The sequence below is a fragment of the Flagellimonas sp. CMM7 genome (assembly GCF_021390195.1).
GTDB lineage: Bacteria > Bacteroidota > Bacteroidia > Flavobacteriales > Flavobacteriaceae > Flagellimonas.
Window position 1 is genome coordinate 3190460 of sequence record NZ_CP090003.1, and the last position, 24046, is coordinate 3214505.

The 24046-nt window shown below is 37.0% G+C and carries 26 protein-coding genes; 15 read left to right on the forward strand and 11 right to left on the reverse strand.

Annotated features, from left to right (window positions below; translation table 11 throughout):
• Nucleotides 1–33: 33 nt before the first annotated feature.
• Nucleotides 34–420: a nucleoside triphosphate pyrophosphohydrolase family protein gene (locus LV704_RS14335; protein WP_163422968.1), complete on the forward strand. Its 387-nt coding sequence runs from the start codon at nucleotides 34–36 to the stop codon at nucleotides 418–420.
• 29 nt (nucleotides 421–449) lie between these two features.
• On the opposite strand, the gene LV704_RS14340 is transcribed toward LV704_RS14335, so the two are convergent.
• Complete coding sequence (locus LV704_RS14340) at nucleotides 450–1517, reverse strand: branched-chain amino acid aminotransferase (RefSeq protein WP_205597890.1); 1068 nt, start codon at nucleotides 1515–1517, stop codon at nucleotides 450–452.
• A 107-nt stretch (nucleotides 1518–1624) separates the two neighbouring features.
• Here LV704_RS14340 and LV704_RS14345 point away from each other — a divergent pair, with 107 nt between their 5' ends.
• From LV704_RS14345 to LV704_RS14390, 10 genes are all read left to right on the forward strand, one after another.
• Nucleotides 1625–2083, forward strand: a complete 459-nt coding sequence (locus tag LV704_RS14345; RefSeq protein ID WP_163422969.1) for a DUF4920 domain-containing protein — start codon at nucleotides 1625–1627, stop codon at nucleotides 2081–2083.
• Nucleotide 2084: 1 nt separating this feature from the next.
• On the forward strand, nucleotides 2085–2747 hold the full coding sequence (gene mnmD / locus LV704_RS14350; protein WP_163422970.1) for a tRNA (5-methylaminomethyl-2-thiouridine)(34)-methyltransferase MnmD: 663 nt from the start codon (nucleotides 2085–2087) through the stop codon (nucleotides 2745–2747).
• A 135-nt stretch (nucleotides 2748–2882) separates the two neighbouring features.
• Nucleotides 2883–3845 carry a TIGR01777 family oxidoreductase gene (locus LV704_RS14355; RefSeq protein ID WP_163422971.1) on the forward strand — a complete coding sequence of 321 codons (963 nt, stop codon included), beginning with the start codon at nucleotides 2883–2885 and terminating at the stop codon, nucleotides 3843–3845.
• Nucleotides 3846–4072: 227 nt separating this feature from the next.
• Nucleotides 4073–4555: a nucleotide exchange factor GrpE gene (locus LV704_RS14360; RefSeq protein ID WP_370636072.1), complete on the forward strand. Its 483-nt coding sequence runs from the start codon at nucleotides 4073–4075 to the stop codon at nucleotides 4553–4555.
• 6 nt (nucleotides 4556–4561) lie between these two features.
• Nucleotides 4562–5680, forward strand: coding sequence for a molecular chaperone DnaJ (gene dnaJ, locus LV704_RS14365; protein WP_163422973.1), 1119 nt, complete (start codon nucleotides 4562–4564; stop codon nucleotides 5678–5680).
• A gap of 181 nt (nucleotides 5681–5861) precedes the next feature.
• Nucleotides 5862–6800 (forward strand): ABC transporter ATP-binding protein, encoded by a 939-nt coding sequence (locus tag LV704_RS14370; protein WP_163422974.1) that lies wholly within the window; start codon nucleotides 5862–5864, stop codon nucleotides 6798–6800.
• The gene (locus tag LV704_RS14375; RefSeq protein WP_163422975.1) at nucleotides 6790–8133 is read left to right on the forward strand and encodes an ABC transporter permease; all 1344 of its coding nucleotides are present in this window, start codon (nucleotides 6790–6792) and stop codon (nucleotides 8131–8133) included. Before LV704_RS14370 ends, LV704_RS14375 begins: the two co-directional genes overlap by 11 nt.
• A 6-nt stretch (nucleotides 8134–8139) precedes the next feature.
• On the forward strand, nucleotides 8140–9039 hold the full coding sequence (locus tag LV704_RS14380) for a mechanosensitive ion channel family protein (RefSeq protein WP_163422976.1): 900 nt from the start codon (nucleotides 8140–8142) through the stop codon (nucleotides 9037–9039).
• Between the two features lie 50 nt (nucleotides 9040–9089).
• Nucleotides 9090–9932 carry a DUF6268 family outer membrane beta-barrel protein gene (locus LV704_RS14385; protein ID WP_163422977.1) on the forward strand — a complete coding sequence of 281 codons (843 nt, stop codon included), beginning with the start codon at nucleotides 9090–9092 and terminating at the stop codon, nucleotides 9930–9932.
• A gap of 10 nt (nucleotides 9933–9942) precedes the next feature.
• Entirely contained in the window at nucleotides 9943–11106 is a 1164-nt protein-coding gene (locus LV704_RS14390) for a sigma-54 dependent transcriptional regulator (protein ID WP_163422978.1), read from the forward strand.
• On the opposite strand, the gene LV704_RS14395 is transcribed toward LV704_RS14390, so the two are convergent.
• Both LV704_RS14395 and LV704_RS14400 read right to left on the reverse strand, forming a co-directional pair.
• A complete protein-coding gene (locus tag LV704_RS14395) occupies nucleotides 11107–11316 on the reverse strand; it encodes a hypothetical protein (RefSeq protein ID WP_163422979.1) in 210 nt (69 codons plus the stop codon). It lies immediately after the preceding gene.
• Complete coding sequence (locus LV704_RS14400) at nucleotides 11289–11819, reverse strand: hypothetical protein (protein ID WP_163422980.1); 531 nt, start codon at nucleotides 11817–11819, stop codon at nucleotides 11289–11291. The genes LV704_RS14395 and LV704_RS14400 overlap by 28 nt, the downstream gene beginning before the upstream one ends.
• Nucleotides 11820–11998: 179 nt before the next feature.
• Here LV704_RS14400 and LV704_RS14405 point away from each other — a divergent pair, with 179 nt between their 5' ends.
• From LV704_RS14405 to LV704_RS14415, 3 genes are all read left to right on the forward strand, one after another.
• Nucleotides 11999–12883, forward strand: coding sequence for a PPK2 family polyphosphate kinase (locus LV704_RS14405; RefSeq protein ID WP_163422981.1), 885 nt, complete (start codon nucleotides 11999–12001; stop codon nucleotides 12881–12883).
• Nucleotides 12880–14277 carry a M20/M25/M40 family metallo-hydrolase gene (locus LV704_RS14410; RefSeq protein ID WP_163422982.1) on the forward strand — a complete coding sequence of 466 codons (1398 nt, stop codon included), beginning with the start codon at nucleotides 12880–12882 and terminating at the stop codon, nucleotides 14275–14277. The genes LV704_RS14405 and LV704_RS14410 overlap by 4 nt, the downstream gene beginning before the upstream one ends.
• A 238-nt stretch (nucleotides 14278–14515) precedes the next feature.
• Complete coding sequence (locus LV704_RS14415; protein WP_163422983.1) at nucleotides 14516–15448, forward strand: peptidylprolyl isomerase; 933 nt, start codon at nucleotides 14516–14518, stop codon at nucleotides 15446–15448.
• A gap of 497 nt (nucleotides 15449–15945) precedes the next feature.
• Here the strand turns inward: LV704_RS14415 and LV704_RS14420 are convergent, their stop codons facing one another.
• Nucleotides 15946–16140 carry a cold-shock protein gene (locus LV704_RS14420; protein WP_055397609.1) on the reverse strand — a complete coding sequence of 65 codons (195 nt, stop codon included), beginning with the start codon at nucleotides 16138–16140 and terminating at the stop codon, nucleotides 15946–15948.
• Between the two features lie 91 nt (nucleotides 16141–16231).
• Nucleotides 16232–16870: a peroxiredoxin gene (locus LV704_RS14425; protein WP_163422984.1), complete on the reverse strand. Its 639-nt coding sequence runs from the start codon at nucleotides 16868–16870 to the stop codon at nucleotides 16232–16234.
• 164 nt (nucleotides 16871–17034) lie between these two features.
• Here LV704_RS14425 and LV704_RS14430 point away from each other — a divergent pair, with 164 nt between their 5' ends.
• Complete coding sequence (locus tag LV704_RS14430; RefSeq protein ID WP_163422985.1) at nucleotides 17035–17577, forward strand: YfiT family bacillithiol transferase; 543 nt, start codon at nucleotides 17035–17037, stop codon at nucleotides 17575–17577.
• 1 nt (nucleotide 17578) lies between these two features.
• Here LV704_RS14430 and LV704_RS14435 read toward each other — a convergent pair whose 3' ends face one another.
• The 6 genes from LV704_RS14435 to LV704_RS14460 form a co-directional block, all read right to left on the reverse strand.
• Nucleotides 17579–18100, reverse strand: coding sequence for a GNAT family N-acetyltransferase (locus tag LV704_RS14435; RefSeq protein ID WP_163422986.1), 522 nt, complete (start codon nucleotides 18098–18100; stop codon nucleotides 17579–17581).
• A 6-nt stretch (nucleotides 18101–18106) separates the two neighbouring features.
• On the reverse strand, nucleotides 18107–18427 hold the full coding sequence (locus LV704_RS14440; protein WP_163422987.1) for a cupin domain-containing protein: 321 nt from the start codon (nucleotides 18425–18427) through the stop codon (nucleotides 18107–18109).
• A 34-nt stretch (nucleotides 18428–18461) separates the two neighbouring features.
• The gene (locus LV704_RS14445) at nucleotides 18462–19022 is read right to left on the reverse strand and encodes a thioredoxin family protein (protein ID WP_163422988.1); all 561 of its coding nucleotides are present in this window, start codon (nucleotides 19020–19022) and stop codon (nucleotides 18462–18464) included.
• 45 nt (nucleotides 19023–19067) lie between these two features.
• The gene (locus LV704_RS14450; protein WP_163422989.1) at nucleotides 19068–21584 is read right to left on the reverse strand and encodes a M14 family metallopeptidase; all 2517 of its coding nucleotides are present in this window, start codon (nucleotides 21582–21584) and stop codon (nucleotides 19068–19070) included.
• A gap of 86 nt (nucleotides 21585–21670) precedes the next feature.
• Nucleotides 21671–22045 carry a PUR family DNA/RNA-binding protein gene (locus LV704_RS14455; protein ID WP_163422990.1) on the reverse strand — a complete coding sequence of 125 codons (375 nt, stop codon included), beginning with the start codon at nucleotides 22043–22045 and terminating at the stop codon, nucleotides 21671–21673.
• A gap of 81 nt (nucleotides 22046–22126) precedes the next feature.
• Nucleotides 22127–23878 (reverse strand): ABC transporter ATP-binding protein, encoded by a 1752-nt coding sequence (locus LV704_RS14460; RefSeq protein ID WP_163422991.1) that lies wholly within the window; start codon nucleotides 23876–23878, stop codon nucleotides 22127–22129.
• Between the last annotated feature and the right edge of the window lie 168 nt (nucleotides 23879–24046).

Sequence of the window (24046 nt, forward strand, 5' to 3'; positions counted from 1 at the left end):
ATTTTTACGCAAAGCTAAATCAATTAAAGAATAATGGAAAGTAAAATAAAGGCTGTGGAGCTATTCCACAATTCTTTTGGTCTAGGTGTTTTGAAGGAACCAAAAGCCAATCTGGGAGAAGCTAAGAATGAATTGCGGTTCAATCTTATGGATGAAGAAAATAAGGAGTATTTGGAGGCTGCCAATGAGGGTGACCTGGTTGAGGTTGCCGACGCTTTGGGCGATATGCTGTATATACTTTGTGGGACTATTTTGGAGCATGGAATGCAATACAAAATTGAAGAAGTTTTTGAAGAAATCCAGCGCAGCAATATGAGCAAGTTGGGATCGGATGGTAATCCTATTTACAGGGAAGACGGTAAAGTGCTTAAAGGGCCTAACTATTTCAAACCTGATATTCAAGGAGTTTTAGACAAATAAAAAAAGCGCCTTTAAGGCGCTTTTTTTATTTACTGTACTTTAAATCTCCAGCCAAATTTGTCTTCAGCTCGATTGTATTGTATATCGGTAATACGCTTTTTAAGTCTAGAGGCATAGTTGTCCGCTAAATCCGGTAAATCATAGTCCGTGTCCTTATAGCCAAAGGAAGCTATTGGGGATACAACGGCAGCAGTACCGGCGCCAAACATTTCTTTTAGCGTTCCGGCTTTAGCAGCTTCTACGACTTCAGTAACGGATATTTTGCGAACCTCAGTGGCAATACCTTCATCTTTTGCAATGTCTAAAATACTTTTGCGGGTAATACCATCAAGTATACGATCACTGGTAGGGCCTGTAATCAAAGTGTCATTTATTCGTATAAAAATATTCATGGCACCAGCTTCTTCTATATACTCATGCTCATTATCATCTGTCCAAATAACTTGATTATATCCTTTTTCAATGGCTAATTGAGTAGGGTAAAATTGCCCTGCATAATTTCCTCCCGCTTTGGCATAACCAACACCACCATTAGCAGCTCTGGAGTAGTTCTCTTCTATTAATACCTTAACCTTGCCAGAAAAATATGCCCCGGATGGCGCGCAGGCAATAATGAATTTGTACTCATCCGCTGGTGAAGCATGGAAGCCAGTTCCAGAGGCTAAAATAAACGGGCGAACATATAGGGAGCTTCCCGGGTTCTTGGGAATCCAATCTTTCTCAACTTGTAAGAGTGTGGTAAGTCCTTCCATAAAATACTCCTCTGGAAGCTCTGGTATTGCTATTCGTTTAGCCGATTTGTTCAAACGCTTAAAATTTTCCAACGGTCTAAACAGCCAAACACTTTCTTCATCATCTTTATAGGCCTTCATTCCTTCAAAAATGGATTGTCCATAATGAAATATTTTTGCCGAAGGGTCTAAGGTCAATGGCTGGTATGGGATAACCTTTGGAGCTTTCCATTCGCCATTCTTGTAATCACAGACTAGCATATGATCAGTATAAATACTTCCAAAAGAAAGATTATCAAAATCTACATCCTTAATTTTGGAGGTCTTTGCCTTTTCTACCATTACAGTGTTTGTCATTGTTCCCATGCTAAAAGAATTTGAACAGATAAAATTAGCTAATTATCCCTATTTTTTTATGTTTTATTAATTTAAAATTCAGTAATTCGTTCACACTTTATTTATTTTTTTTGATTATGAAAGTATTTAACATTTTAACTGCCATATTCTTACTGTCTCAAACACTGGTTTGGGCTCAAGGTACAGATTCTTATGGCACATCGTTTAAAGTAAACACGACTTCTAACCATGAAAATGGAGTTTTTGAAAAAATAGGTGTAAAAGACACTGTTATGACCCAAGTATCTGGAACTATTGTGGAGGTTTGTAAATCCAAGGGGTGTTGGATGAAAGTGGATATTGGCAACCAAGAACAGGTTTTTGTAAAGTTCAAGGACTATGGATTTTTTGTTCCCACAGATTCGGAGAATGGAAAGGTCGTTATGAATGGAATTGCATTTGTTGAAGAAGTTTCAATTGATGAACAACGACATTATGCGGAGGATGCAGGAAAATCCAAAGAAGAAGTTATCAAAATAACCAAGCCTAAAAGAACCTTAAGGTTTGAAGCTTCTGGAGTACAGATAGAAAAATAGTTTGAAACGCAAAATTATTACTACAGCAGATGGTTCCAAGACCATCCAAATTGAAGATTGGAATGAACAATATCATTCTAAACATGGAGCAATTCAAGAGGCTTATCATGTTTTTATTGAACATGGACTTAGATTGTTCAAAAATACCAACATTAGTATTTTAGAAATGGGTTTTGGTACAGGACTTAACGCCTTGATTACACTTTTGGAAATAGAAAAATTGAACCTGAAAGTTAATTATGTTGGGGTTGAAGCATTTCCAGTTTCTTCTGCCGAGGTTATAGAACTGGATTATTGCTCCCAATTGAATGCGGACGAATATCAACAATCTTTTCAAAAAATGCATAATTCAGAGTGGGAAGGCCAGAATTCTATTTCAGATAGATTCCGGCTTAAAAAGCAGATGAAGGATTTTAAATCGATAAACGACATTGATTTGTTCAACCTTATCTATTTTGATGCTTTTGGAGCGAGGGTGCAACCAGAGTTATGGACGGAAGAGATTTTTTTGAGAATGTACCAAGCCTTGAAGCATGAAGGTGTTTTGGTAACCTATGCCGCCAAGGGTAGTGTAAGAAGGGCTTTGCAGGCCGTTGGTTTTAACGTAGAGCGGTTGCCAGGCCCTCCAGGTAAACGAGAAATGCTGAGAGCTACCAAAATGTAACTTTTGCCAAAGCACTGTTAATTGCCCATCTAACATTATCATAAATTTGTTTAAAGTTTAAACAATTGTGTTAAACCTAAATTAATGCCTCATAAACAGTAGTATAAACCATTAAATTTGTTTCAAAGTGATTATATGAAGGTGTTGATTACAGGTGCCACAGGATTAGTAGGCAAAGCCATTGTAAAGGTTTTGCATGAAAAAGGCATGTCTGTTAATTACCTGACCACACGAAGAGAGAAAATAATATCATCCCAAGATTTTAATGGTTTTTACTGGAACCCCTCGAAAAACGAAATAGATTTAGCGTGTTTTGATGGAGTTTCGGCAATAATAAATCTTGCGGGAGCCGGTGTTGCTAAAAGGTGGTCTCCATCATACAAAAAGAAGATACTTTCAAGTAGAGTAACCAGTCTTCAAACATTGCACAAAGCATTGGGGAAAATTGATTCTACCCAAGTAAAGTCTTTGGTTTCGGCTTCTGCTATTGGCATTTATCCAAATTCCCTCATTAATTTTTATGATGAAAATGAAACAGGTATTGATGATAGTTTTTTAGGAGAGGTTGTTGAAAAATGGGAGCGTGAAGTAGATACGTTCAATAGTTTTAATTTTAGTGTTTCCAAAATACGAATAGGTATTGTGTTGTCAATAATGGGAGGGGCACTACCTAAAATGGCAAGACCTATTCAAAACTTTGTTGGAGCTGCTTTTGGAACAGGAAATCAATGGCAATCTTGGATTCATATTGAAGATTTGGCGCAGATTTTTGTTTTTGCGATTGAAAATAATCTAAACGGGGCATTTAATGCAGTGGCTCCAAACCCGGTAACCAATGCGAAAATGACCAAGGAATTGGCTAGAATACTTGATAAACCTCTAATTCTGCCCAATGTACCAAGGCTTGCAATGAAGATTATCCTGGGCGAAATGTCATACATCCTTTTTGCCAGTCAACGAGTTAGTTGTAAACGTATTGAAGAAAAAGGATTTGTTTTTAGGCATACGAACATAGGTGCTGCCTTGGAAAACCTTTATTTGCCAAAGAAAGAAGCGAGTGAATCTCAGATGACATCAATGAATAAAGAATTTGTGTGACATTGCTCAATAGCCTTAAAAATACTCCAATCCGCCAATGGCGGATTTTTTTATGATTTGTGGTGACATTTTGACATTTTTAGACAATTGGCAGTACTTTTGCCACTTCAAAAAAGGAAATAAAATATTAGTATATGAGCAAGAAAAGTAAGGTTGAGGAAATGGAGGGAGAATTAAACGATTCCCAAGCCGTTAACCATCCTGAACCGAGCGATGAAAATACAGCTATGGAAAATGAAATCGAAGATAAAGAAGAAGTTTCCATAGAAGACCAACTACGAGAAGATCTGGCAAAGGAGAAGGATAAATTCCTTAGACTTTTTGCCGAGTTTGAAAATTTCAAAAAAAGGACTTCTAAAGAGCGTATGGAGTTGTTTAAAACAGCAGGGCAAGAGGTAATAGTTTCATTGCTACCAGTTTTAGATGATTTTGATAGAGCACTTAAGGAAATTTCAAAGTCTGAGGATAAAGAAATGTTCAAAGGTGTAGAGCTCATTAGTAATAAATTGAAAGAAACTTTGAAAGGAAAAGGGTTGGAGCAGGTTGAAGTAGGAGAAGGTGATGTTTTTGACGCAGAAGTTCATGATGCAATAACCCAAATCCCTGCTCCGAACAAAAAGATGAAAGGTAAAATAATAGATGTTGTCGAAAAAGGATTCAAACTTGGAGAACGCATCATACGACACCCAAAAGTAGTCGTTGGAAATTAAGAGTATATGAAGGATGACTTTTACGAAATATTGGGCGTTTCCAAAGGAGCTTCGGCTGCTGAAATAAAAAAGGCTTACAGGAAAAAGGCTATTGAATTTCATCCGGATAAAAATCCGGGCGACTCTAAGGCCGAAGAAATGTTTAAAAAAGCTGCTGAGGCTTATGAAGTCTTGAGCGACCCCGATAAACGCGCCAAATATGACCAATTTGGACATGCTGCCTTTGAAGGTGGTGGTGGTTTTGGTGGCGGAGGTATGAATATGGATGATATCTTCAGTCAGTTTGGAGATATTTTCGGTAGCGCTTTTGGTGGTGGATTTAGCGGATTTGGTGGCTTTGGTGGTAGTGGACAGCGCAGAGTGAAAGGAAGCAACCTTCGGATTAGGGTTAAGTTGACACTAGAAGAAGTTGCCAATGGAGTGGAGAAAAAAGTAAAGGTTAGAAGGAAGGTACAAGCAGAAGGAGTAACCTACAAAACATGTCCTACCTGTAACGGTAGCGGTCAAGTCACTAAAATAACCAACACAATTCTAGGTAGAATGCAGACGGCAACTACCTGTAGTACTTGTGGTGGAGCTGGCCAAACTATTGATAAGAGACCTAGTGGAGCGGATGCGCAGGGACTAAAGATGGAAGAGGAAACCGTTTCTATAAAAATTCCGCCGGGCGTAGAAGAAGGTATGCAACTGAAGGTTACCGGAAAAGGGAATGGCGCTCCGGGAGATGGAATTCCAGGAGACTTATTAGTAGCAATTGAGACTGCAGAACATGATACCTTAAAAAGAGAAGGTGATAATTTGCATTACGACCTATATATCAGCTTTTCCGAAGCTGTGTTGGGCAGTTCTAAAGAGATTGATGCCGTAGGAGGGAAGGTTAGGATAAAATTGGAACCTGGAATTCAATCTGGAAAGATATTGAGATTGCGTGGTAAGGGGATCTCCAGTATTAATGGGTATGGCAGTGGAGATTTGCTGGTACACGTAAACGTTTGGACCCCGAAAGAATTAAACAGGGAACAAAAAGAATTCTTTGAACGTATGCAGAATGACGAGAACTTTATTCCGAAACCGGAAAAGTCAGATAAGTCGTTTTTTGAAAAAGTTAAAGATATGTTCTCCTAACAATTAATGCTTTTCCGTTTAAATAAAAAACGTATATTTGGAACTGATGTTGGGAAACCAGCATCTAATTTTCTTTTTCATAGCAATTTTTTTCCCATCCTTGATTTTTAAGGGTGGGTTTTGTTTTTAAGGCCGTAATAGTCTTTTTGGTCAAATACATATCTTTGAAAAAATAGTTTAAATGGATCATATCCTTGTTGCCAAAAATGTATCCAAAACCTATGGTGACTTTACTGCACTGAGCAACATTTCATTAGAAATACCGGAAAACTGTATTTATGGTCTTTTAGGTCCAAATGGGGCTGGAAAGACCACCTTTATACGCATAATCAATCAAATAACGTATCAAGATAAAGGAGAGGTGTTATTTAACGGTAGCCCTCTAGCGCCAGAACACATTTCCCATATTGGTTATTTACCCGAAGAAAGGGGTCTATACAAAAGTATGAAGGTAGGGGAGCAGGCATTGTACTTAGCTCAACTTAAGGGTCTTTCTAAGAATGAAGCAAAAAAAAGACTGAAATATTGGTTTGATCGTTTGGATATAGGTGATTGGTGGAACAAAAAAATTCAGGAGCTCTCTAAAGGGATGGCTCAAAAAATACAGTTTATAGTAACTGTTTTGCATGAGCCTAAATTGTTGATTTTTGATGAACCTTTTAGTGGGTTTGATCCTATCAATGCCAATATTATAAAAGACGAAATTCTTCAGCTTAAAGAAAAAGGAACTTCCATTATATTCTCAACACACCGAATGGAATCTGTGGAAGAGCTATGTGAACATATTGCGTTAATTCATAAATCAGAAAAAATATTGGATGGTAAACTTTCTGATATAAAAAAGGCATACAAGAACAATGTTTTTAACGTTGGGTTAGAAATACAGCAGGAAGGCGAAGTATTTGTAAAAACATTGGAAGATAAATTTCAAATCCTATCATCAAGTTTTGATAGGGAAGAGAAACAATTGGATTTCACCATTCAATTGCCATCCAATCAAACCGCGGGAATTCTTGCTGAGCTCTCTAAAGAAGCAAATATCAATCGCTTTGAAGAAACCATTCCTTCAGCCAACGACATTTTTATTCAAACAGTAAACAACAAGGAGAATGACCGGTAAGCTGTGGTTAATTATAAGGCGTGAGTATTTGGCTAAAGTGAGGAACAAATCGTTTATAATCATGACCATTTTGAGTCCTCTTTTAATCGTGGGCATGATCGTATTGATTGCTTACCTCACCAAAATAAATGACAGTGAGAAACGGGTAATCTCAGTTTTAAATGAGAGTGATTTTTTTCATGAACAATTTAAGACATCAGAAAGTATGTCCTATGTTCACTTTGAAGACCTTTCTTTACAAGAAGCCAAAGATTCTACAAGTTCGCTGGGGTATTATGGACTGCTTTATTTGCCAAAAGGTACCGATTTGGAACAAGTATCCAAATCAGCATATTTATTTACCAAGGATAACCCCAATACCAATGTTACGCAACAGTTAGAAGGTGTTTTTCAGAAGAAGTTAAGACAAAAGAAGTTGGGGAATCTAGGAGTTTCTCCGGAGCAATTTTCAGATATTGAATCATCATTTGAAATTAACCTTGCTACGTTTGATGGTGAGAAAAGTGTAAAAGGCATAAATGAAATAAAGGCATTTATTGGAGGAGGGTTTGGATATGCCATTATGATGTTCATTATTATCTACGGTGGTTTTGTAATGCGAAGCGTAATAGAAGAGAAAACCAGCAGAATTATTGAAGTCATTATTTCTTCAGTAAAACCTTTTCAATTAATGCTGGGTAAAATAATAGGTACTTCATTAGCGGGAATTACACAATTTACCATTTGGATAATTTCTGCTTCACTCTTGTTGTTTCTTGTATCGTTGTTTTTAGGGATTGATTTAGGAGCAATTGCAGCTGAAAATCCAATGGTTCCTGGCGGCATGAATGGCATGGAACAATTCTCTACGCCCCCAAGTACCGAAATGATGTTATATGCCAAGGAAATTTTAAATATTCCATGGTTTCTATTGATCAGTTCCTTTTTGGTGTACTTTATTTTAGGATATTTTATTTACAGCTCAATTTACGCAGCAATCGGTGCTGCGGTAGACAACGAAACGGATACGCAGCAATTTATTTTCCCAATAATATTACCATTGATGTTAGCCATTTATGTAGGTTTCTTTTCGGTTTTTAGCAATCCACATGGCCCCATTGCGGTCGGATTTTCATTATTCCCGCTAACTTCTCCCATAGTTATGTTGATGAGGCTTCCAGGAGGAATTGGTGAAGGTGGTGTACCTTTGTGGCAACTGCTACTATCGATTACCCTACTTGTGGGAACATTTTTTGGTATTGTATGGTTAGCAGCTAAAATTTACAGAGTGGGAATATTGATGTACGGAAAAAGGCCCACATACAAAGAATTGTTTAAATGGTTGAAATATTAAATTAAGGTGCAAGAAGAGACCAGCGAAATAAAAGAAATCATTCAAGAAGATATCTGGGGCTCCATTAAGGAATTCCTAAATACAGGATTTCATTTGGGCGAAGGTGAGAAATCCATACACCTTACCGTTGGCCTATTATTGCTTTTAACGGTTGCCTTTATTGTTACTAAGTTCCTCTTAAAATGGCTCAGGTACCTGTTTACCAGAAAAATGGAGCAAGAGGACAAACAAAAGTTCTCCAGTGTTTTTAAGTTCATCAATTACGTAATCTACCTAGTAGTTGTTTTGGTCACTCTAAGTGCTGCCGGAATAGATATTACTCTTATCATTACTGCTTCTGCAGCTTTGTTTGTGGGGCTGGGGCTGGCGCTTCAAGAATTGTTTCAAGATATTCTTGGTGGCATTTTTATTATAATTGATAAATCTTTACAAGTTGGCGATATTGTTGAGGTTGATAACAAAGTAGGTAAGGTCTTTGAAATTAAATTAAGAACAACAAGGGCCATTACTAGAGATGATAAAGTCATCATTATTCCCAATCATAAGTTCATTAGCGATATTGTATATAACTACACCCAAAATCATAGAACTACAAGAGAAAGAGTGAATGTTGGTGTGGCTTACGGGAGTGACGTTGTTTTGGTTACCCAACTTTTAGAACAAGTGGCAGCAGAACAAAAGCAAGTGTTGAAAAACCCAAAGCCATTTGTGCTTTTTGATGATTTTGGAGATTCTGCCCTGCTATTTTCGCTTCATTTTTTTACTAATGATAGTTTTGGTGACCCTAAGATCAAAAGTGAAATTCGATACAAGATAAATACGAAATTCAAAGAAAATAATATTAGTATTCCGTTCCCGCAACGAGATGTACATCTAATCCAGTATCAAAAACCTCAGGAAAAATAAAAACCTCGATACATAATAGTGTAGTTTGGATTCTGGGGTTGTTCTTTGGAATGCTTACCTACCAAACAGGATACGGTCAAAGTTCGGATATATTCAAATTTGAGTATTTAAACATTCCCGAAAATGACTCTGGTATTAAAACACAGCGTTATAAGCTGTTGTTCAACCTCCCCATTAAACTGAACGAAAAAAAGGACTACTTAATAACGGGTTTAGAGTATAATAGGCTTGATATTGGTTATTCGCGTGATTTTCCATTTGACAAAAGCGAATTAATTCGGTTTCATGTGGCAGACCTTAACCTTGGTTTTATAACCAAATGGAATGAAAACTGGAATTTGGTGACTATAATTACACCAAGGTTTGCTTCTAACTTTACAAATGGAACCATTACGGATGATTTCTTTTTTAACGCCACCGCAACACTATGGAAAGAAAAGCCAAATGCAGACAAGCCATTTAGAATAGTACTTGGACTATCTTATAACAGTACCACAGGGCTTCCCGTTCCCTTACCATTGGTTAGTTATTATAGAAGATTTCACCCAAAATGGTCCTATACTCTTGGAATACCGAGATCCAACTTTAAATATCATATGTCTAAAAAACATACTTTGGAAGCAACAATGTTATTGGATGGATATTTTATAAATATTCAAAACGATATTGATTTGCCAGATGGGCAGTTGGGTTCAAAAATCTCCCTTTCCGCTTTAATTGGGGCTTTGGGGTATCAGTATAACATATCCAAGAGAATGTCTTTATATGCATTGGTAGGGCGTTCATTTGAGCAGGAAGGAAAGTTAAGGAATGATAAAAGGGGCGATGTTTTTTTATTGAATGATGAGTCAAATCTTTATATTAGAACTGGATTCAAGATTGGAATTTTTTAAATAGCATAATATGTCAAAAATATTGGTAATAGAGGATGAATCTGCCATTAGAAGAGTTTTGGTAAAGATTTTAAGTGAAGAAAGTGACACTTATGAGGTTAATGAAGCAGAAGATGGTCTAAGAGGCATTGAGGCTATTAAAAAGGAAGATTTTGATTTGGTGTTATGTGATATTAAAATGCCAAAAATGGATGGTGTCGAAGTATTGGAAGCCGCTAGAAAGATAAAGCCCGAAATACCTTTTATTATGATTTCTGGTCATGGAGATTTGGATACAGCAGTAAATACGATGCGTTTAGGTGCCTTTGATTATATCTCAAAACCACCAGATTTAAACCGTTTATTGACTACGGTGCGAAACGCACTGGATCGTAAAGAATTGGTGGTAGAGAATAAAATCCTGAAAAAGAAGGTCTCCAAAAACTACAAAATGGTTGGAGAAAGTGATGAGATTGGGGTGATAAAGGATATGATTGAAAAAGTGGCCCCAACAGATGCCAGAGTTTTAATAACGGGGTCTAATGGTACGGGAAAAGAATTGGTTGCCCATTGGTTGCATGAAAAGAGTCCCCGTTCTTCAGCACCTTTTATTGAGGTAAATTGTGCTGCTATTCCTTCAGAATTAATAGAAAGCGAACTTTTTGGACATGTAAAAGGTGCGTTTACTTCAGCCGTAAAAGACAGGGCGGGAAAATTTGAGGCTGCAAATAAAGGAACTATTTTTTTGGATGAAATTGGGGATATGAGTCTTTCCGCGCAAGCCAAAGTGTTAAGGGCATTGCAGGAAAACAAAATTTCTAGGGTTGGCACGGACAAGGATATTAAAGTTGATGTGCGAGTTTTGGCAGCAACCAATAAAGATCTTAAAAAGGAAATTGCCGATAATAAGTTTAGGGAAGATTTATACCATCGATTGGCGGTAATTTTAATAAAGGTTCCTTCTTTAAATGATAGAAGAGACGATATTCCTATACTAATTGATCATTTCTCTGGTCAAATAGCATCTGAGCAAGGTACGGCACCTAAAAGTTTTTCTAAAAAAGCTATTGAACTATTAAAAGGTTACGATTGGACCGGAAACGTGCGTGAACTCAGAAATGTAGTGGAAAGACTGATTATTCTAGGGGGCAAAGAAGTCTCGGAAGAAGATGTAAAGCTTTTCGCTAGCAAATAATTAATCCATGGGACAATTACCCAATCTGGAGAGCGCATCGTGTGATATGGTCTTTACACGCTGATAATACTGTTTTTTTGGCTCAGATAATTCTGTATTGAGCAAAGTTAACCTTGCTTCTTCATGTATTTTTGTAATAAACCCTTGGGCTTCTTTGCATTCTACTTCGTTTACAACCTTATCTAAGGAAGTCTCAAAACCGAGAAACAATTATGCACATGTTGTCTTAAAGTCCCTCCTTGAGGCATAAGAAAGCTGTTCTGTTGGTCGATAGCATCTTTTGTGTTCAAAACCAACATATCATTTCCGTAAGAGCTAGAAAACTCTTCTCCAAATGTTTTAAGTACTTTAATCCCAATGGTAGTGCTCTCCAATGCAATGTGCAATGACTTTTTTGAGGCTTCAAAAGACTCAGCTTTTGTTGCTTCTTTAAGGTAGAAAAGTGTTTTTTCAAGACTTTCAATAGTTCCTTCGCAACCACAATCTACAAAGTTGAGCCTGCTTTTTTCAATTCCATTTAAGGCTTTATATACATAATATTTAGACATTTCAAAATCATCCGCAATTAGGGCTTTCTCCGTTTGACTTTTTATGTATTCAATATTGGAATGCGCATATTCGCATGCATTGCGATTTATAAATGAAGTCATTAGTAATAGGCCAAGAACACCTAAAACAAAGACTATAAAGAGAATAATCTTTTTTGTTTTCATAACGCTAGATTTGGGACAGTGCGTCTTATGTTTCCTACTAAATTAAGGGAAGAATCGTCTCGAGGTAAAAAAAAATCGATAAAAGACCAGCTAAAACTACAAAACGTAAAAACTATCGTTGAATGGTAGTTTTGAGTAGATGATTGAAGGAATGAACAAAAAGAGCTATATTCATTCTTATGGAAAAACTCGACATTACTGCATATCAAGCAAAAAATACCTTAAAACTTTCCGAAATAAACACTTTTGAAGACTTTAACGACTCAGATAAGGAACTTAAAAAACGGCTAGAAGATGTTCGAAAAGAATTAGGTAAATTTCAAGATACGTTATATGCCCATGGCAAATACGGGATTCTCGTTTGCCTACAGGGAATGGATACTTCAGGTAAGGATAGTCTTATAAGAGAGGTTTTCAAAGACTTTAATGCAAGAGGCGTGGTGGTTCACAGTTTTAAAGTCCCTACAGAATTGGAATTAAAGCATGATTACTTGTGGCGACATTATATTGCGTTACCAGCACGAGGTAAATTCAGTGTTTTTAATAGAACCCATTATGAAAATGTGTTGGTAACGAAGGTCCATCCGGAGTATATTATGGGCGAGAATATTCCAGGTATTGAGTCTGTGTCTGATATAGATGATGAGTTTTGGGAAAACAGATATCGACAAATAAATGATTTTGAAAGGCATATTTCTGAAAATGGAACGTTAATATTCAAATTTTTTCTTCATCTATCAAAAGAAGAGCAAAGACAACGTTTGTTAAGAAGGTTGCGATTGAAGGAAAAGAACTGGAAATTTTCGGCCGGCGACCTTAAGGAACGAAAGTTATGGGATGAATACCAGACGTGTTATGAAAAAGCTATAAATGAAACCTCAAAGCCTCATGCACCATGGTACATTGTTCCTGCTGATAATAAGAAAGCTGCCCGGGTAATTGTGGCATCCATTTTACTGAAAGCGTTAAAAAAGCATAAAGATGTAGCGGAACCTGAGTTGGACGAAAAAATAAAAGCTAATTTAGAAAGCTTTAAGCAACAACTGGAAAAAGAAGCCGAATGAGAACAACATTACTTTTAGCCCTAGTACTGGTCAGTACCCCCTTTTTTTCACAAACAGATGATGAGAAACAAATTAGAGCTATTTACGATCAAGCCTTGACCAATGGAAAAGCATACGATTGGTTAAATCATCTCTCCAATCAGATTGGCGGACGTCTTTCTGGTTCTGTTCAGGCACAACAGGCCGTGGACTATACAAAAGCACAATTGGATTCTTTAGGCTTGGACCGAGTATGGTTGCAGCCCGTAATGGTTCCAAAATGGGTAAGGGGCACCCCAGAATTTGCTTATATTGAAACAAAGCCAGGCCTTACAACCAATGTTCCCATTTGCGCACTTGGAGGATCTGTTGCAACTCCTGACAAAGGTTTAAAGACCAATATTGTTGAGGTTCAAGGCATAGAAGATTTAGAGAAACTGGGAAAGGATAAGATAGCGGGTAAAATAGTGTTTTACAATCGCCCAATGGAACCAAAGTTGATAAGTACATTTGCTTCATACTCTGGTTGTGTGGACCAAAGATATTCGGGTGCTTCAGAAGCCGGTAAATATGGTGCTGTCGGTGTTATTGTTCGTTCGGTGACATTAAGTTTGGATGATTTTCCGCATACGGGCTCCATGAGTTACGGAGATACACCGGTTGAGGATAGAATTCCTGCGGCTGCCATAAGCACCAAAGGAGCAGAATTACTGAGCACAACGCTCAAGTTAAATCCAAATATTAAGCTTTACTTCAAACAAAGCTGTAAACAGCTTGATGATGTTGAATCCTATAATGTTATAGGAGAGATAAAAGGTTCCACGTACCCCAATGAAATTATGGTTGTGGGCGGGCATCTAGATTCGTGGGATTTAGGAGATGGTTCTCATGACGATGGGGCAGGTTGTGTGCAAAGTATGGATGTACTTCGCCTCTTAAAAGAATCTGGCTATAAGCCCAAACGTACACTTCGTGTTGTATTGTTCATGAATGAAGAAAATGGCCTTCGTGGCGGAAACAAATATGCGGAAGTGGCGCTGAGCAAAAATGAAAAACACGTTTTTGCCTTGGAAAGCGATTCTGGTGGGTTTACCCCAAGAGGTTTTTCTTTTGATTGTTCTGAAGAAAATCTAAAACAAGTACAAAGCTGGGCAAATCTGTTCAAACCTTATTTGATCCATGTGTTTGTAAAAGGGTATAGCGGAGCGGATATTGGTCCCTTAAAAAATGAAGATTTGGTTTTGGCCGGTTTACGACCGGACTCTCAGCGATATTTTGACCATCACCATGCGGAAAATGACACTTTTGAGCATGTTAACAAGCGTGAATTGGAACTAGGAGCGGCAACAATGGCCAGTTTGGTCTATCTTATAGATAAATACGGAACTATTCCTTCAACAAAGATTAAGGGCTAACAGTTTGGTTTTTATTCATCAATTTCAAAAATGTTATTGGTAATAAGTTTGACAGAGCTTTTGGTTATCTATTAATTCTTAAGAATGAATTACAAAATCTTCTACCATACGTTGATCATGCATATTTTTGAAAATTTTCAGCAATTAGAGATATGTGACAGGATAAAATTCGTCAAAATTTACAGAACCTCAAATACATAAAAACCCCTACCTTTGCCGCTTATTAAAAAGAGCAAAAATGCAAGAAGGAATTTACGCAAAATTCAATACAACAAAGGGTGAAGTTTTAGTAAAGCTTACCCATGATAAAACACCTGGAACCGTTGGTAACTTTGTTGCCTTGGCTGAAGGGAATATGGAAAACACTGCCAAACCACAAGGGAAACCATATTATGATGGGCTTAAGTTCCATCGTGTTATTGCAGACTTTATGATTCAAGGTGGATGTCCGCAAGGAACTGGAACAGGTGATCCGGGATATAAATTCGATGATGAATTTCATTCAGAATTAACCCATGAAGGCCCTGGGATTCTATCCATGGCCAATGCGGGTCCTGGTACCAATGGGAGTCAATTTTTTATCACGCATGTTGCTACTCCTTGGTTAGACAACAAGCACACGGTTTTTGGTCATGTGGAAGAAGGGATGGATATAGTGAATAGTATTGCTCAAGGGGATGCTATTGAAAATCTTGAAATTGTTAGGATAGGAGCTGAGGCTGAGGCTTGGAACGCTATTGAAGCATTCAGGGTGTTTGAAGGTGCAAGGGAAAAAAGGATTGCTGATGCCAAAGCAGAAGCAGAAGCAGAAATGGAAAAGTTGGCTGCTGGTTTTGATACTACTGAAAGTGGACTTCGATTTAAAATGATCCAACAAGGAAGCGGGGCCAAAGCTGAAAAAGGAAAAACAGTTTCGGTACATTATGAAGGCAGTTTGACCAATGGGCAAGTATTTGATTCATCTTACAGCAGAAATCAACCTATAGACTTCGCATTGGGGGTGGGTCAAGTGATTCCAGGATGGGATGAAGGTATAGCGTTGTTAAAGGTAGGGGACAAGGCTCGTTTTGTCATTCCTTCCAATTTAGCTTACGGTAGTGCTGGTGCAGGCGGTGTTATTCCTCCAGATGCTACCTTAATTTTTGATGTAGAGTTGATGAATGTAAAATAACAAACATTCTAGTAAAGCAATAAGACAAAACAAAATAAAAAAGCTTCCAATTTTGGAAGCTTTTTTATTTTGATCTATTTACACTTACCAATAACAGACAAAGGTTAAGAGCAAGTAATAAAAGTAATACGATAAAGAAGGTACTCATTTGTTCAAGATTTTGCTTATGGGGAAACTATATCTATTTAACAACCCAACGTAGAAAAACCCTACTATATTGTCCAAATTATTTTTCTCGGAGCATAAAACCCCAGAAAATCTACTTTTTGGAACTGTTTACACTTAATAACAGTAATAATAGGTTAATAACAAGGAGCAAGGAAAGAATCCCAAAGAAAGTGTTCATAGTGTTGCTAATTTAATGGTGTAGGGGAAACTGTGTTTGTTTAAATTTTAGATTGAAAAAATGAAATAGGTTGCGTAAAGTTTAAACAAAAATGAAAATAAAAAACCCGGGCATTGCCCGGGTTTGTTCTATAAAAAAGTGTGCTGTTACCTTAATCTATAACTTGTACGTTTACGGCGTTCAATCCTTTTTTACCTTGCTGTAGTTCGAATTCTACTGCGTCACCTTCTCTAATCTCATCAATTAGGCCTGAAACGTGTACGAAGTGATCTGTGTTTGAACCTTCTTCTGTAATAAAGCCGTAGCCTTTTGAATCGTTGAAGAATTTTACTGTTCCTTTACTCATAATAAAAACTAAAAAAATTAATTAGCTGCAAAGGTACACTTAATTTATTGTTAATTAATACTTTTCGTTATTTTTTGACATTAAATTTAGATTATGCAGTAGGGTCAGGCGTTAATCGCAAGTATGGTTTTACCTCCTCAACACCTTTGGTAAATATGCTTTTGGCCTCTTCTGTAGGGATTGATGGACTCACCACTACTTTTTCTCCATGCTCCCAATTTGCAGGTGTAGCCACCTTATGATGAGCGGTCAATTGCAATGAATCTATAACACGCAATAACTCATAAAAATTACGACCTGTTGAAGCGGGGTACGTCAAAATCAACTTCACTTTTTTGTCTGGCCCAATAATGAAAACCGAACGAACGGTAAGCGTGTCATCTGCATTTGGATGAATCATATCATAGAGATCAGATACTTTCCTATCTTCATCTGCGATAATTGGAAAGTTGACAACGGTATTTTGTGTTTCATTTATATCTTTTATCCATTCCGCATGAGACGCCGCGCCATCCACGCTTAATGCCATCATTTTTACATTTCGTTTTTCAAACTCTCCTTTAAATTTTGCTGCGGTCCCCAATTCCGTTGTGCAAACAGGGGTGAAATCTGCTGGATGGGAGAAAAGAATTCCCCAACCATCACCTAAAAAATCATAAAAATTTAATGTTCCTTGAGACGTTTCAGCGGTAAAATCTGGAGCGATATCGCCTAATCTAATTGTAGCCATAAATGTTGTTTTTTAAATTGAAAAATAGATATCCTACAAAATTAGTGGATAAATGTTCTATATATTTTTATTGCAGTTAAAAGTCTATTAAAGTTTTAAAAACCTAAATGATTTTGGTCATGTTCCAACTATATAATGCCCCAAAAGTTTGCTACTTTTGACCTATGGAAAAAGACATTTTAGAACAACTTAGATACCCTATTGGCACTTATAAAATTCCGCAGCCCATAACTGAAAAACACTTAAAGGATTGGATTGCGATTTTGGAACATTTACCCAAAAGATTGGAAGATATGGTAACTCCACTTTCAGATGAACAATTGGAAACTCCATATAGACCTGGGGGCTGGACTGTGAGGCAATTGGTGCACCATATAGCTGACAGCCATCATAATAGCTATATTAGATTTAAATGGGGGTTAACGGAGAACAACCCTGTGATTAAGGCATATTTTGAAAAAGAGTGGTCCAAATTGTTCGATGCAAAGTCGGCGCCTATTCAAATGTCTTTAGATCACTTAAAAGCGGTGCATGCCAAACTGGTCTATCTTTTAAAGGGGCTTTCTAAGGAGGATTTAAACCGTACATTTATTCATCCTGATAGCAATGAAGAAACTACCCTTGAAGAAAATGTAGGACGCTATGCATGGCATGGAAGTCATCATTTTGCACATATAGAAAACCTGATTAAAAGAGAAGAATGGTAATTTAAAGCTGTTTGGTCAATACCCACATTTCTTTTTCTGAAAGTTTTGCTCCCTCCAGTTTTAGTTCACTTTCTCTTTTGATTTTGAACCCGTTTTTCAAGTAAAAATTGATAGGGTTTCCCTTTTTCATGGTGTCTAACCAAATAACATCCTTGTTTAGGTCTTTGGCGTAGCTTTCTATTAGTTGTAAAACCATTTTTCCAAGGCCCATACCCGAATAGGCTCGTAGAAGATAGATTTTTTCAGCTAGTAGTGCATTTTCACTTGAAAGCTCGTCCAGTGCCTTGTTCTTGATCAATTTTACAATGCCTACTGTGGTATGTTCAGTTTGCACTAAGAAGTTTTCAATATTTGGGTCAAACAATTCATTCTGAACTATCGTTTTAGTGAAGCTCTTTGAAATGTATGGAGTTGAATCTTCATTTTCCCATAAGTGCAGGTAATGCTCTTGATAGGACTTTTTTCCTACTAAAATATAAGTGTCAATTGTTGAGGAATTGACCGGTTCAAAATAAATATTCATTCGATCTTATTCAGGTTCACCACCCTCAGGACCATAAAAAATAACCCAAGTGGAAAAGTCATCGGTAAAGTTCTCAAATCGGTGCTCTACCCCTGCGGGTACAAATAAAAAATCACCTGGGGCAAAGGTTGTACGTTCACCATCATTCATAAATTCTCCTGTTCCTGAAATTACAACATATACTTCATCCCTGGAATGTGGTTGTTGTAAATCTATCTTTTCGGGCTTATAGATTTCCACAGTCAGCGTTCCATGTTCAAACAACATTAAAAATGGAGAATCTTGTTCAGCCAGTTTCTCAAGTGCTTTTTTTGGGTTGATTTTCATCTTAAGTGGATTTGGTTCGAAAAGAAGAATAGAATCAGTTATCAGCCCATTTTATATTACAGCCAATGCTTGGTTTTTGATCTTTTATTGGGTTTTCACCTTCTAACAGCGCATCCATGGCATTTCTCAAATCTGTTCCAGTCAAAGGGATACCATTGCCCGGCCTAGAATCATCCAATTGGCCACGATAAACCAGTTTTAAATCTGCATCAAAAAGATAAAAATCAGGTGTACACGCCGCATCATACGCTCTGGCAACCTCTTGTGTCTCATCATATAAATAGGGAAAAGAATAACCTTCTTCTTTGGCTTTTAGTTTCATTAAATGAGGCGCATCTTGCGGATAGTTCATTACATCGTTACTTGAAATTGCCACAAAACCTACCCCTTTGGCTTGATATTCTTTTCCTAATTTGGAAATTTCAGGATTCACATGAATTACAAATGGGCAATGATTGCAAATAAACATCACCACAGTTCCTTTTCCACCTTTTAAATCCTCCAGGGAACGTGAAGTATTCGTTACTGTATCAATTAAATTGAAAAAAGGTGCTTCAGTACCCAGAGGTAGCATTTTACTTGGTGTTCTTGCCATTTTAAATAATTTAGGCGTATCCTTTTAAAAACCTTGATGTTTTGATTACATCATTTGTCCAAAGAAAATAGCATTCATCAGCAGTTTGTTGGTTCCGTACCAAAAGGCTCTGAAATTAGTGTTGTCCGTAAAAAGAATTACTCTCCCTTTACCCATTCTTTTTGCTTTAAAAGGCACACTGTTCTTAATGAGTTCTTGATTTTCTTCAGAAATATAACCACTTAAAAGAGGGTTGTTGGTGTATTGGATAGGGTTGTCATAGCTATTCTTTTCTGGCTTTAGATAGACGTTTGTGTTTCTGAACATGGCCAGTTTGTCATTTTTGTACCCAAAATTAATGGGATGCGAACGATCTAGTTTAGCTTCAAAAATAGCACCACCAGTAACTTGGGCTCCTTTAAAATCGCCTTTCTGATCAAAAGGTATGTTTTTGGCCACTAGCGTATCCTTCTTCATTTCAAGTTTCATGAACTCATGCTTGTTGAACCAATTGGCGGTGTTTCTATATCCAATGACAGTTCCACCATTTTTTACCCAATCCATAATTTTTTCAGCACCTTGCTTATCCAAAATTTTATTCCCCCATCCACTGGGTAAAATCAAATCTGTGTATTTATCCAAGTCTACTGCGTTGAAATATCGGGTGTCTATTTTGGTGATCTTCATGTCATAACGAGTATCAAACAAATGCCAAATCTCACCAGCATCATAAGAACGTACACCATCACCAACCAAAATGGCTACTTTTTGTTTTTTGATAGGGTCAAAGTCATTGCTTCCTAAATCTATTCCTTGAGTAAGCCCAGTGGATACTGCTGTAATCTTAATTTTGCTGTCTTTTGCTACTTCGTTTAAAAAGTTGTGCAAATCCTCTGGATTTAATTTTTGATTTTGCACTGGCACCATTATAGTGCCATAATCGTACTGTTTGCCTTCCAAGGAAAATGGAGATTTTGCTGTCTTTGCCCTCAATCCTTTTTGTAAAATTTTGTTTAGTGCTTTTGGCGTATAGTATTCATGCCATTCAAATAGATAAGCATAATTACTCTGTTTATCTGTTCCACCCTTGGGCGACTTAAAATCTGTGACTTCTGGACCTGCATTGGAAAGCGAGGTTAAATTAGCATAATCTACATTGAACGATAGGGGAAATGTCCATGCCGAAATATCATAAAAAAGACTGTCTTGAAATGTTGTTCTTTTCTCAAACATGGCGTTGATCAGTCTTGGATTTTTTTGATTCATAGGAACAACATAACTATATCCTTTTTTGTATGTTTTTCCAGAAATAGTTGCATCGGATGCCAGTTCATGAAATTTTATTTTATGTCTATTCAAAATCTCGGCTAAATGCCAAGTTTTGGAAGCATCTTTACTATCACCAAAAATAATTGCCTTCGTTCTACTTTTGGCGACCTCTGAACGCATGTCCCGATAAAACTTCTGTTGGTAATCCAATATTTTGGAGCGCATATTTTTGGCAGCCTCTACAGTGGACATAGCTGTGGTAAATTGGTTTCTGATGGTAAATGGAAAGGTCAATGTACCATTTTCACTTTCTTGAATATGCCCTCTGGAGCTTCCTTGTTCAAATAGAATCCCTATACTGCCATTAACATCTGGAAAAGTGGAGCCTTTTCCGTAATAATAGTCATCGTAGTTTTCTTCGGAATAATAGAGAGAGCCAATTTTATCCAATGCTTTTGCATGGTAAGTGGCAATTTCTTTTGTCAGCTCCTGATTAACTTTTGGGGTTAAAGGGTTTACTCTTGTTGGTTCTCCCGGTTGAAAGAAGAAAGTAGAATTTGTACCCATTTCATGATGATCCGTCAAAATATTTGGCAACCAATTGTGAAAGGTTTTAATACGTGCCCTACTTTCTGGTAGCTGCACAGGCAACCAATCACGATTCATATCAAACCAATAATGGTTGGTTCGTCCTCCAGGCCATACTTCATGATACTCTCTTTCGTTTTTGTCAGGATTCAAGTTCTTACTTTTATTCACGTTGGCCCAATATGCAAAACGTTGAAGGCCATCTGGATTAAAACTGGGATCTAAAAGAATGACCATATTCTCTAACATAGAATCAATTTCTGGTCCTTGTGCGGCAGCCAAATGATAAGCGTATGCCAAAGAAGCATTTGAGCCGCTGGGTTCGTTTCCATGAATAGAGAACCCTTGATAGACTACTATGGGCATTTCTGCAGTATTTGTAGTACCTCCTTCGGACAATGCAACATGCTGCTGTCTTATGGTTTCAATATTTTGATGATTTTTTGGCGTGGTAATGGTTAGTAAAAGAATAGGTCTTCCTTCAAAGGTCTTCCCGCGGTCTTCTATTGTAATCCTATCACTGGCAGCGGCAAGTTGTTGCATGTAGAATACCAGTTTATCATGGGTTACATGCCATTCTCCAACCTCATGTCCTATAACCTCAGCTGGTTTTGGAATATTTGGATCATATGAAATATTACTTGGTAAGTAATAGTCTAAGGTTACATTTTGAGCCGTTAGCCCAAGTCCAACCATCATAAAGAACAAGATGTTGAATTGTTTCATAAGATTGTGTTTGTGTTAGTCACTGTTAAAAATAAAAAACGACCTGCTTAGTAGAGGTCGTTTTAAGTTTTTTTTAGAGTTTCAGTTTAAATGTCATCGAAGTTAACATCCGTAAAGTTTCCTGTTGCCTCCCCATTTTCACTTGTATTGTTTTCTTCTTCTTTTTTGAAATCTTTTTGATGTCTTTCTGAAATCACTTCTTGACCTTTTTCATCAATAATGTAATCCATCATTTCTTCCATGATTTCCTTAAAAGCCGTAAAATCTTCTTTGTATAAGTAGATTTTGTGCTTCTTGTAGTGAAAGGAGCCATCATCATGTGTGAATTTTTTGCTTTCGGTGATCGTTAAATAATAATCGCCGGCTTTGGTGCTTCTTACATCAAAAAAATAGGTTCTTCTCCCTGCCCTTAATACTTTAGAGTGAATTTCTTCCTGATCCATTATATCTTTCTCGCCCATATGGTCTAGTGCTTCGTTTAGTGCAATGTTGAATAATTCTATCAAAAATGTAAAAAAAATGCTAATCCAGCAACTTTTTTATCATTCTTTCTCAGAGAGTTGATTTAGGTAGAGTTCTTTGTAGTATCCTTCAATGTTGTTTAATTTCTCATGTGTGCCTTCTTGGATTATTGCACCATTTTCCAGTACAATTATCTTATCTGCATTTTTTGCAGAAGATACTCTATGGCTTACAATAAGTGTAGTTTTATTCTGGGATACTTGTTTTAAATTATTTAGTATTTCTTCTTCCGTTTCTGTATCTACTGCAGATAAACAATCATCAAAAAGATATATTTGTGGGTTTTTTAATAGAGCCCTGGCAATTGACACTCGTTGTTTTTGACCACCACTAAGGGTAATGCCACGTTCGCCAAGAACTGTATCATACTTTTTGGTAAATCCTTCAATGTTTTCGTGAACTACCGCTTTTTTGGCCACGGATACAATTTCTTCAAACGAGGCATTTTCATCTCCGAAGCGAATATTATTTTCTATAGTATCAGAAAAAAGAAAAGCATCTTGAGGCACGGCACCAATAGCACTTCGTAAACTATTTAAATTTAATTCCTGTATCGTTGTACCATCAATTAAAACCTCACCAGATGAAGCATCGTAAAGTCTGGCAACCAAATCTAGAATAGTTGATTTCCCAGAGCCGGTCTTTCCTAAAAAGGCAACCGTCTCCCCAGCTTTTATGGTAAAGGAAATGTTATTGAGTGCTGTAATATTTGTGTCTTCATAAGTGAAGGTCACATTTTTAAATTCGATATCTCCCGTTATAGGTGTAGATTCTTGAACCTCATTTTTAATTGTGGGTTGAACGTCCAAAAACTCATTGATTCTTTTTTGGGAAGCTTCTGCCCGCTGTACAATTGAGGTCAACCAACCTACAACTGCAACTGGCCACGTTAGCATGTTCACATAAAGGATAAACTCGGCAATAATACCTATGGAAGCTATTTCTCCATTGATGTATTGTTTGCCACCAATGTAGATGACAAAAATATTACTGATGCCTATCAATAAAATCATTAATGGAAAGAACCAGGCATTTACTTTGGCCAAATCCATACTTGTATCTTTCCCTTCAATGGCCAAATCCGTAAGTTCAGCATTGATCTTAGGTTCCAATCCATATGCTTTTATGACAGAAACCCCAGAAAAAGATTCTTGTGTAAAGGTGGAGAGCGTAGACAAATACTCTTGGACCTTAGTACTTCTTTTGTGTATAATTTTGCTTATCTGATAGATTAAAACAGACAGAAATGGCAAAGGAAGCAGGGTATAAGCTGCCAAAGTAGGCGCCTTGATAAACATTAGTGGAATTAAACATGCAAAGAGGGTGAGCGTTTGAATGCCATACATGATGGCAGGTCCTCCGTACATTCGTACTTGGTTAACATCTTCACTGATTCTGTTCATTAAATCACCAATCCTATTTTTTTTGTAGAAATTGAGATTTAGAAACTGATAGTGATCAAAGACTTCATTCTTTAAATCGTACTCTATATATCTAGAAACATTGATAATGGTCTGACGCATTAAAAAGGTGAAAAGCCCTGATAGTAATGCGGCACCCACAATAATAAGTATATATTCAAATAAAAGTCCTTTAGCTTCAGATATAGAAATCGTCTCTGAGATAAAACCCTCCACCGCCTGAATGGATTTGTTCACATAGGAAGGCATGATAAGGGAAAAAACACGGGCAATTATGGTGATTAAAATCCCCAAAAACAGTTTGAACCAGTATTTTTTAAAGTATTTGTTAAGGTGTTTCAGTTCCTTCATAAAAGGGAAAGGTGGTTTTTTTCAGAAGTCTTTTTTCAAAGACAATTCAGCAAATATATGGGATTACGGACAAAGTAAATGTTATAAAACTGATAAGAAAACAACTTTGATAGGTGGGAATGAAATATAAGATTACTTTTGCGCAGTGAAAGCCAATCAACGACTTTA

What these genes read in the sequence shown, in the direction of transcription:
- LV704_RS14425 (WP_163422984.1), bottom strand. Translation starts at nt 16,870, where the DNA reads ATGGCTACAATTAGATTAGGCGATATCGCTCCAGATTTTACCGCTGAA.
- LV704_RS14445 (WP_163422988.1), bottom strand. Translation starts at nt 19,022, where the DNA reads ATGGCAAGAACACCAAGTAAAATGCTACCTCTGGGTACTGAAGCACCT.
- LV704_RS14360 (WP_370636072.1), top strand. Translation starts at nt 4,073, where the DNA reads ATGGAAAATGAAATCGAAGATAAAGAAGAAGTTTCCATAGAAGACCAA.
- LV704_RS14375 (WP_163422975.1), top strand. Translation starts at nt 6,790, where the DNA reads ATGACCGGTAAGCTGTGGTTAATTATAAGGCGTGAGTATTTGGCTAAA.
- LV704_RS14415 (WP_163422983.1), top strand. Translation starts at nt 14,516, where the DNA reads ATGCAAGAAGGAATTTACGCAAAATTCAATACAACAAAGGGTGAAGTT.
- LV704_RS14440 (WP_163422987.1), bottom strand. Translation starts at nt 18,427, where the DNA reads ATGAAAATCAACCCAAAAAAAGCACTTGAGAAACTGGCTGAACAAGAT.
- LV704_RS14455 (WP_163422990.1), bottom strand. Translation starts at nt 22,045, where the DNA reads ATGGGCGAGAAAGATATAATGGATCAGGAAGAAATTCACTCTAAAGTA.
- LV704_RS14430 (WP_163422985.1), top strand. Translation starts at nt 17,035, where the DNA reads ATGGAAAAAGACATTTTAGAACAACTTAGATACCCTATTGGCACTTAT.
- LV704_RS14460 (WP_163422991.1), bottom strand. Translation starts at nt 23,878, where the DNA reads ATGAAGGAACTGAAACACCTTAACAAATACTTTAAAAAATACTGGTTC.
- LV704_RS14345 (WP_163422969.1), top strand. Translation starts at nt 1,625, where the DNA reads ATGAAAGTATTTAACATTTTAACTGCCATATTCTTACTGTCTCAAACA.
- LV704_RS14335 (WP_163422968.1), top strand. Translation starts at nt 34, where the DNA reads ATGGAAAGTAAAATAAAGGCTGTGGAGCTATTCCACAATTCTTTTGGT.
- LV704_RS14340 (WP_205597890.1), bottom strand. Translation starts at nt 1,517, where the DNA reads ATGGGAACAATGACAAACACTGTAATGGTAGAAAAGGCAAAGACCTCC.
- LV704_RS14385 (WP_163422977.1), top strand. Translation starts at nt 9,090, where the DNA reads ATGCTTACCTACCAAACAGGATACGGTCAAAGTTCGGATATATTCAAA.
- LV704_RS14410 (WP_163422982.1), top strand. Translation starts at nt 12,880, where the DNA reads ATGAGAACAACATTACTTTTAGCCCTAGTACTGGTCAGTACCCCCTTT.
- LV704_RS14435 (WP_163422986.1), bottom strand. Translation starts at nt 18,100, where the DNA reads ATGAATATTTATTTTGAACCGGTCAATTCCTCAACAATTGACACTTAT.
- LV704_RS14400 (WP_163422980.1), bottom strand. Translation starts at nt 11,819, where the DNA reads ATGAAAACAAAAAAGATTATTCTCTTTATAGTCTTTGTTTTAGGTGTT.
- LV704_RS14450 (WP_163422989.1), bottom strand. Translation starts at nt 21,584, where the DNA reads ATGAAACAATTCAACATCTTGTTCTTTATGATGGTTGGACTTGGGCTA.
- LV704_RS14390 (WP_163422978.1), top strand. Translation starts at nt 9,943, where the DNA reads ATGTCAAAAATATTGGTAATAGAGGATGAATCTGCCATTAGAAGAGTT.
- LV704_RS14370 (WP_163422974.1), top strand. Translation starts at nt 5,862, where the DNA reads ATGGATCATATCCTTGTTGCCAAAAATGTATCCAAAACCTATGGTGAC.
- dnaJ (WP_163422973.1), top strand. Translation starts at nt 4,562, where the DNA reads ATGAAGGATGACTTTTACGAAATATTGGGCGTTTCCAAAGGAGCTTCG.
- LV704_RS14355 (WP_163422971.1), top strand. Translation starts at nt 2,883, where the DNA reads ATGAAGGTGTTGATTACAGGTGCCACAGGATTAGTAGGCAAAGCCATT.
- LV704_RS14405 (WP_163422981.1), top strand. Translation starts at nt 11,999, where the DNA reads ATGGAAAAACTCGACATTACTGCATATCAAGCAAAAAATACCTTAAAA.
- LV704_RS14420 (WP_055397609.1), bottom strand. Translation starts at nt 16,140, where the DNA reads ATGAGTAAAGGAACAGTAAAATTCTTCAACGATTCAAAAGGCTACGGC.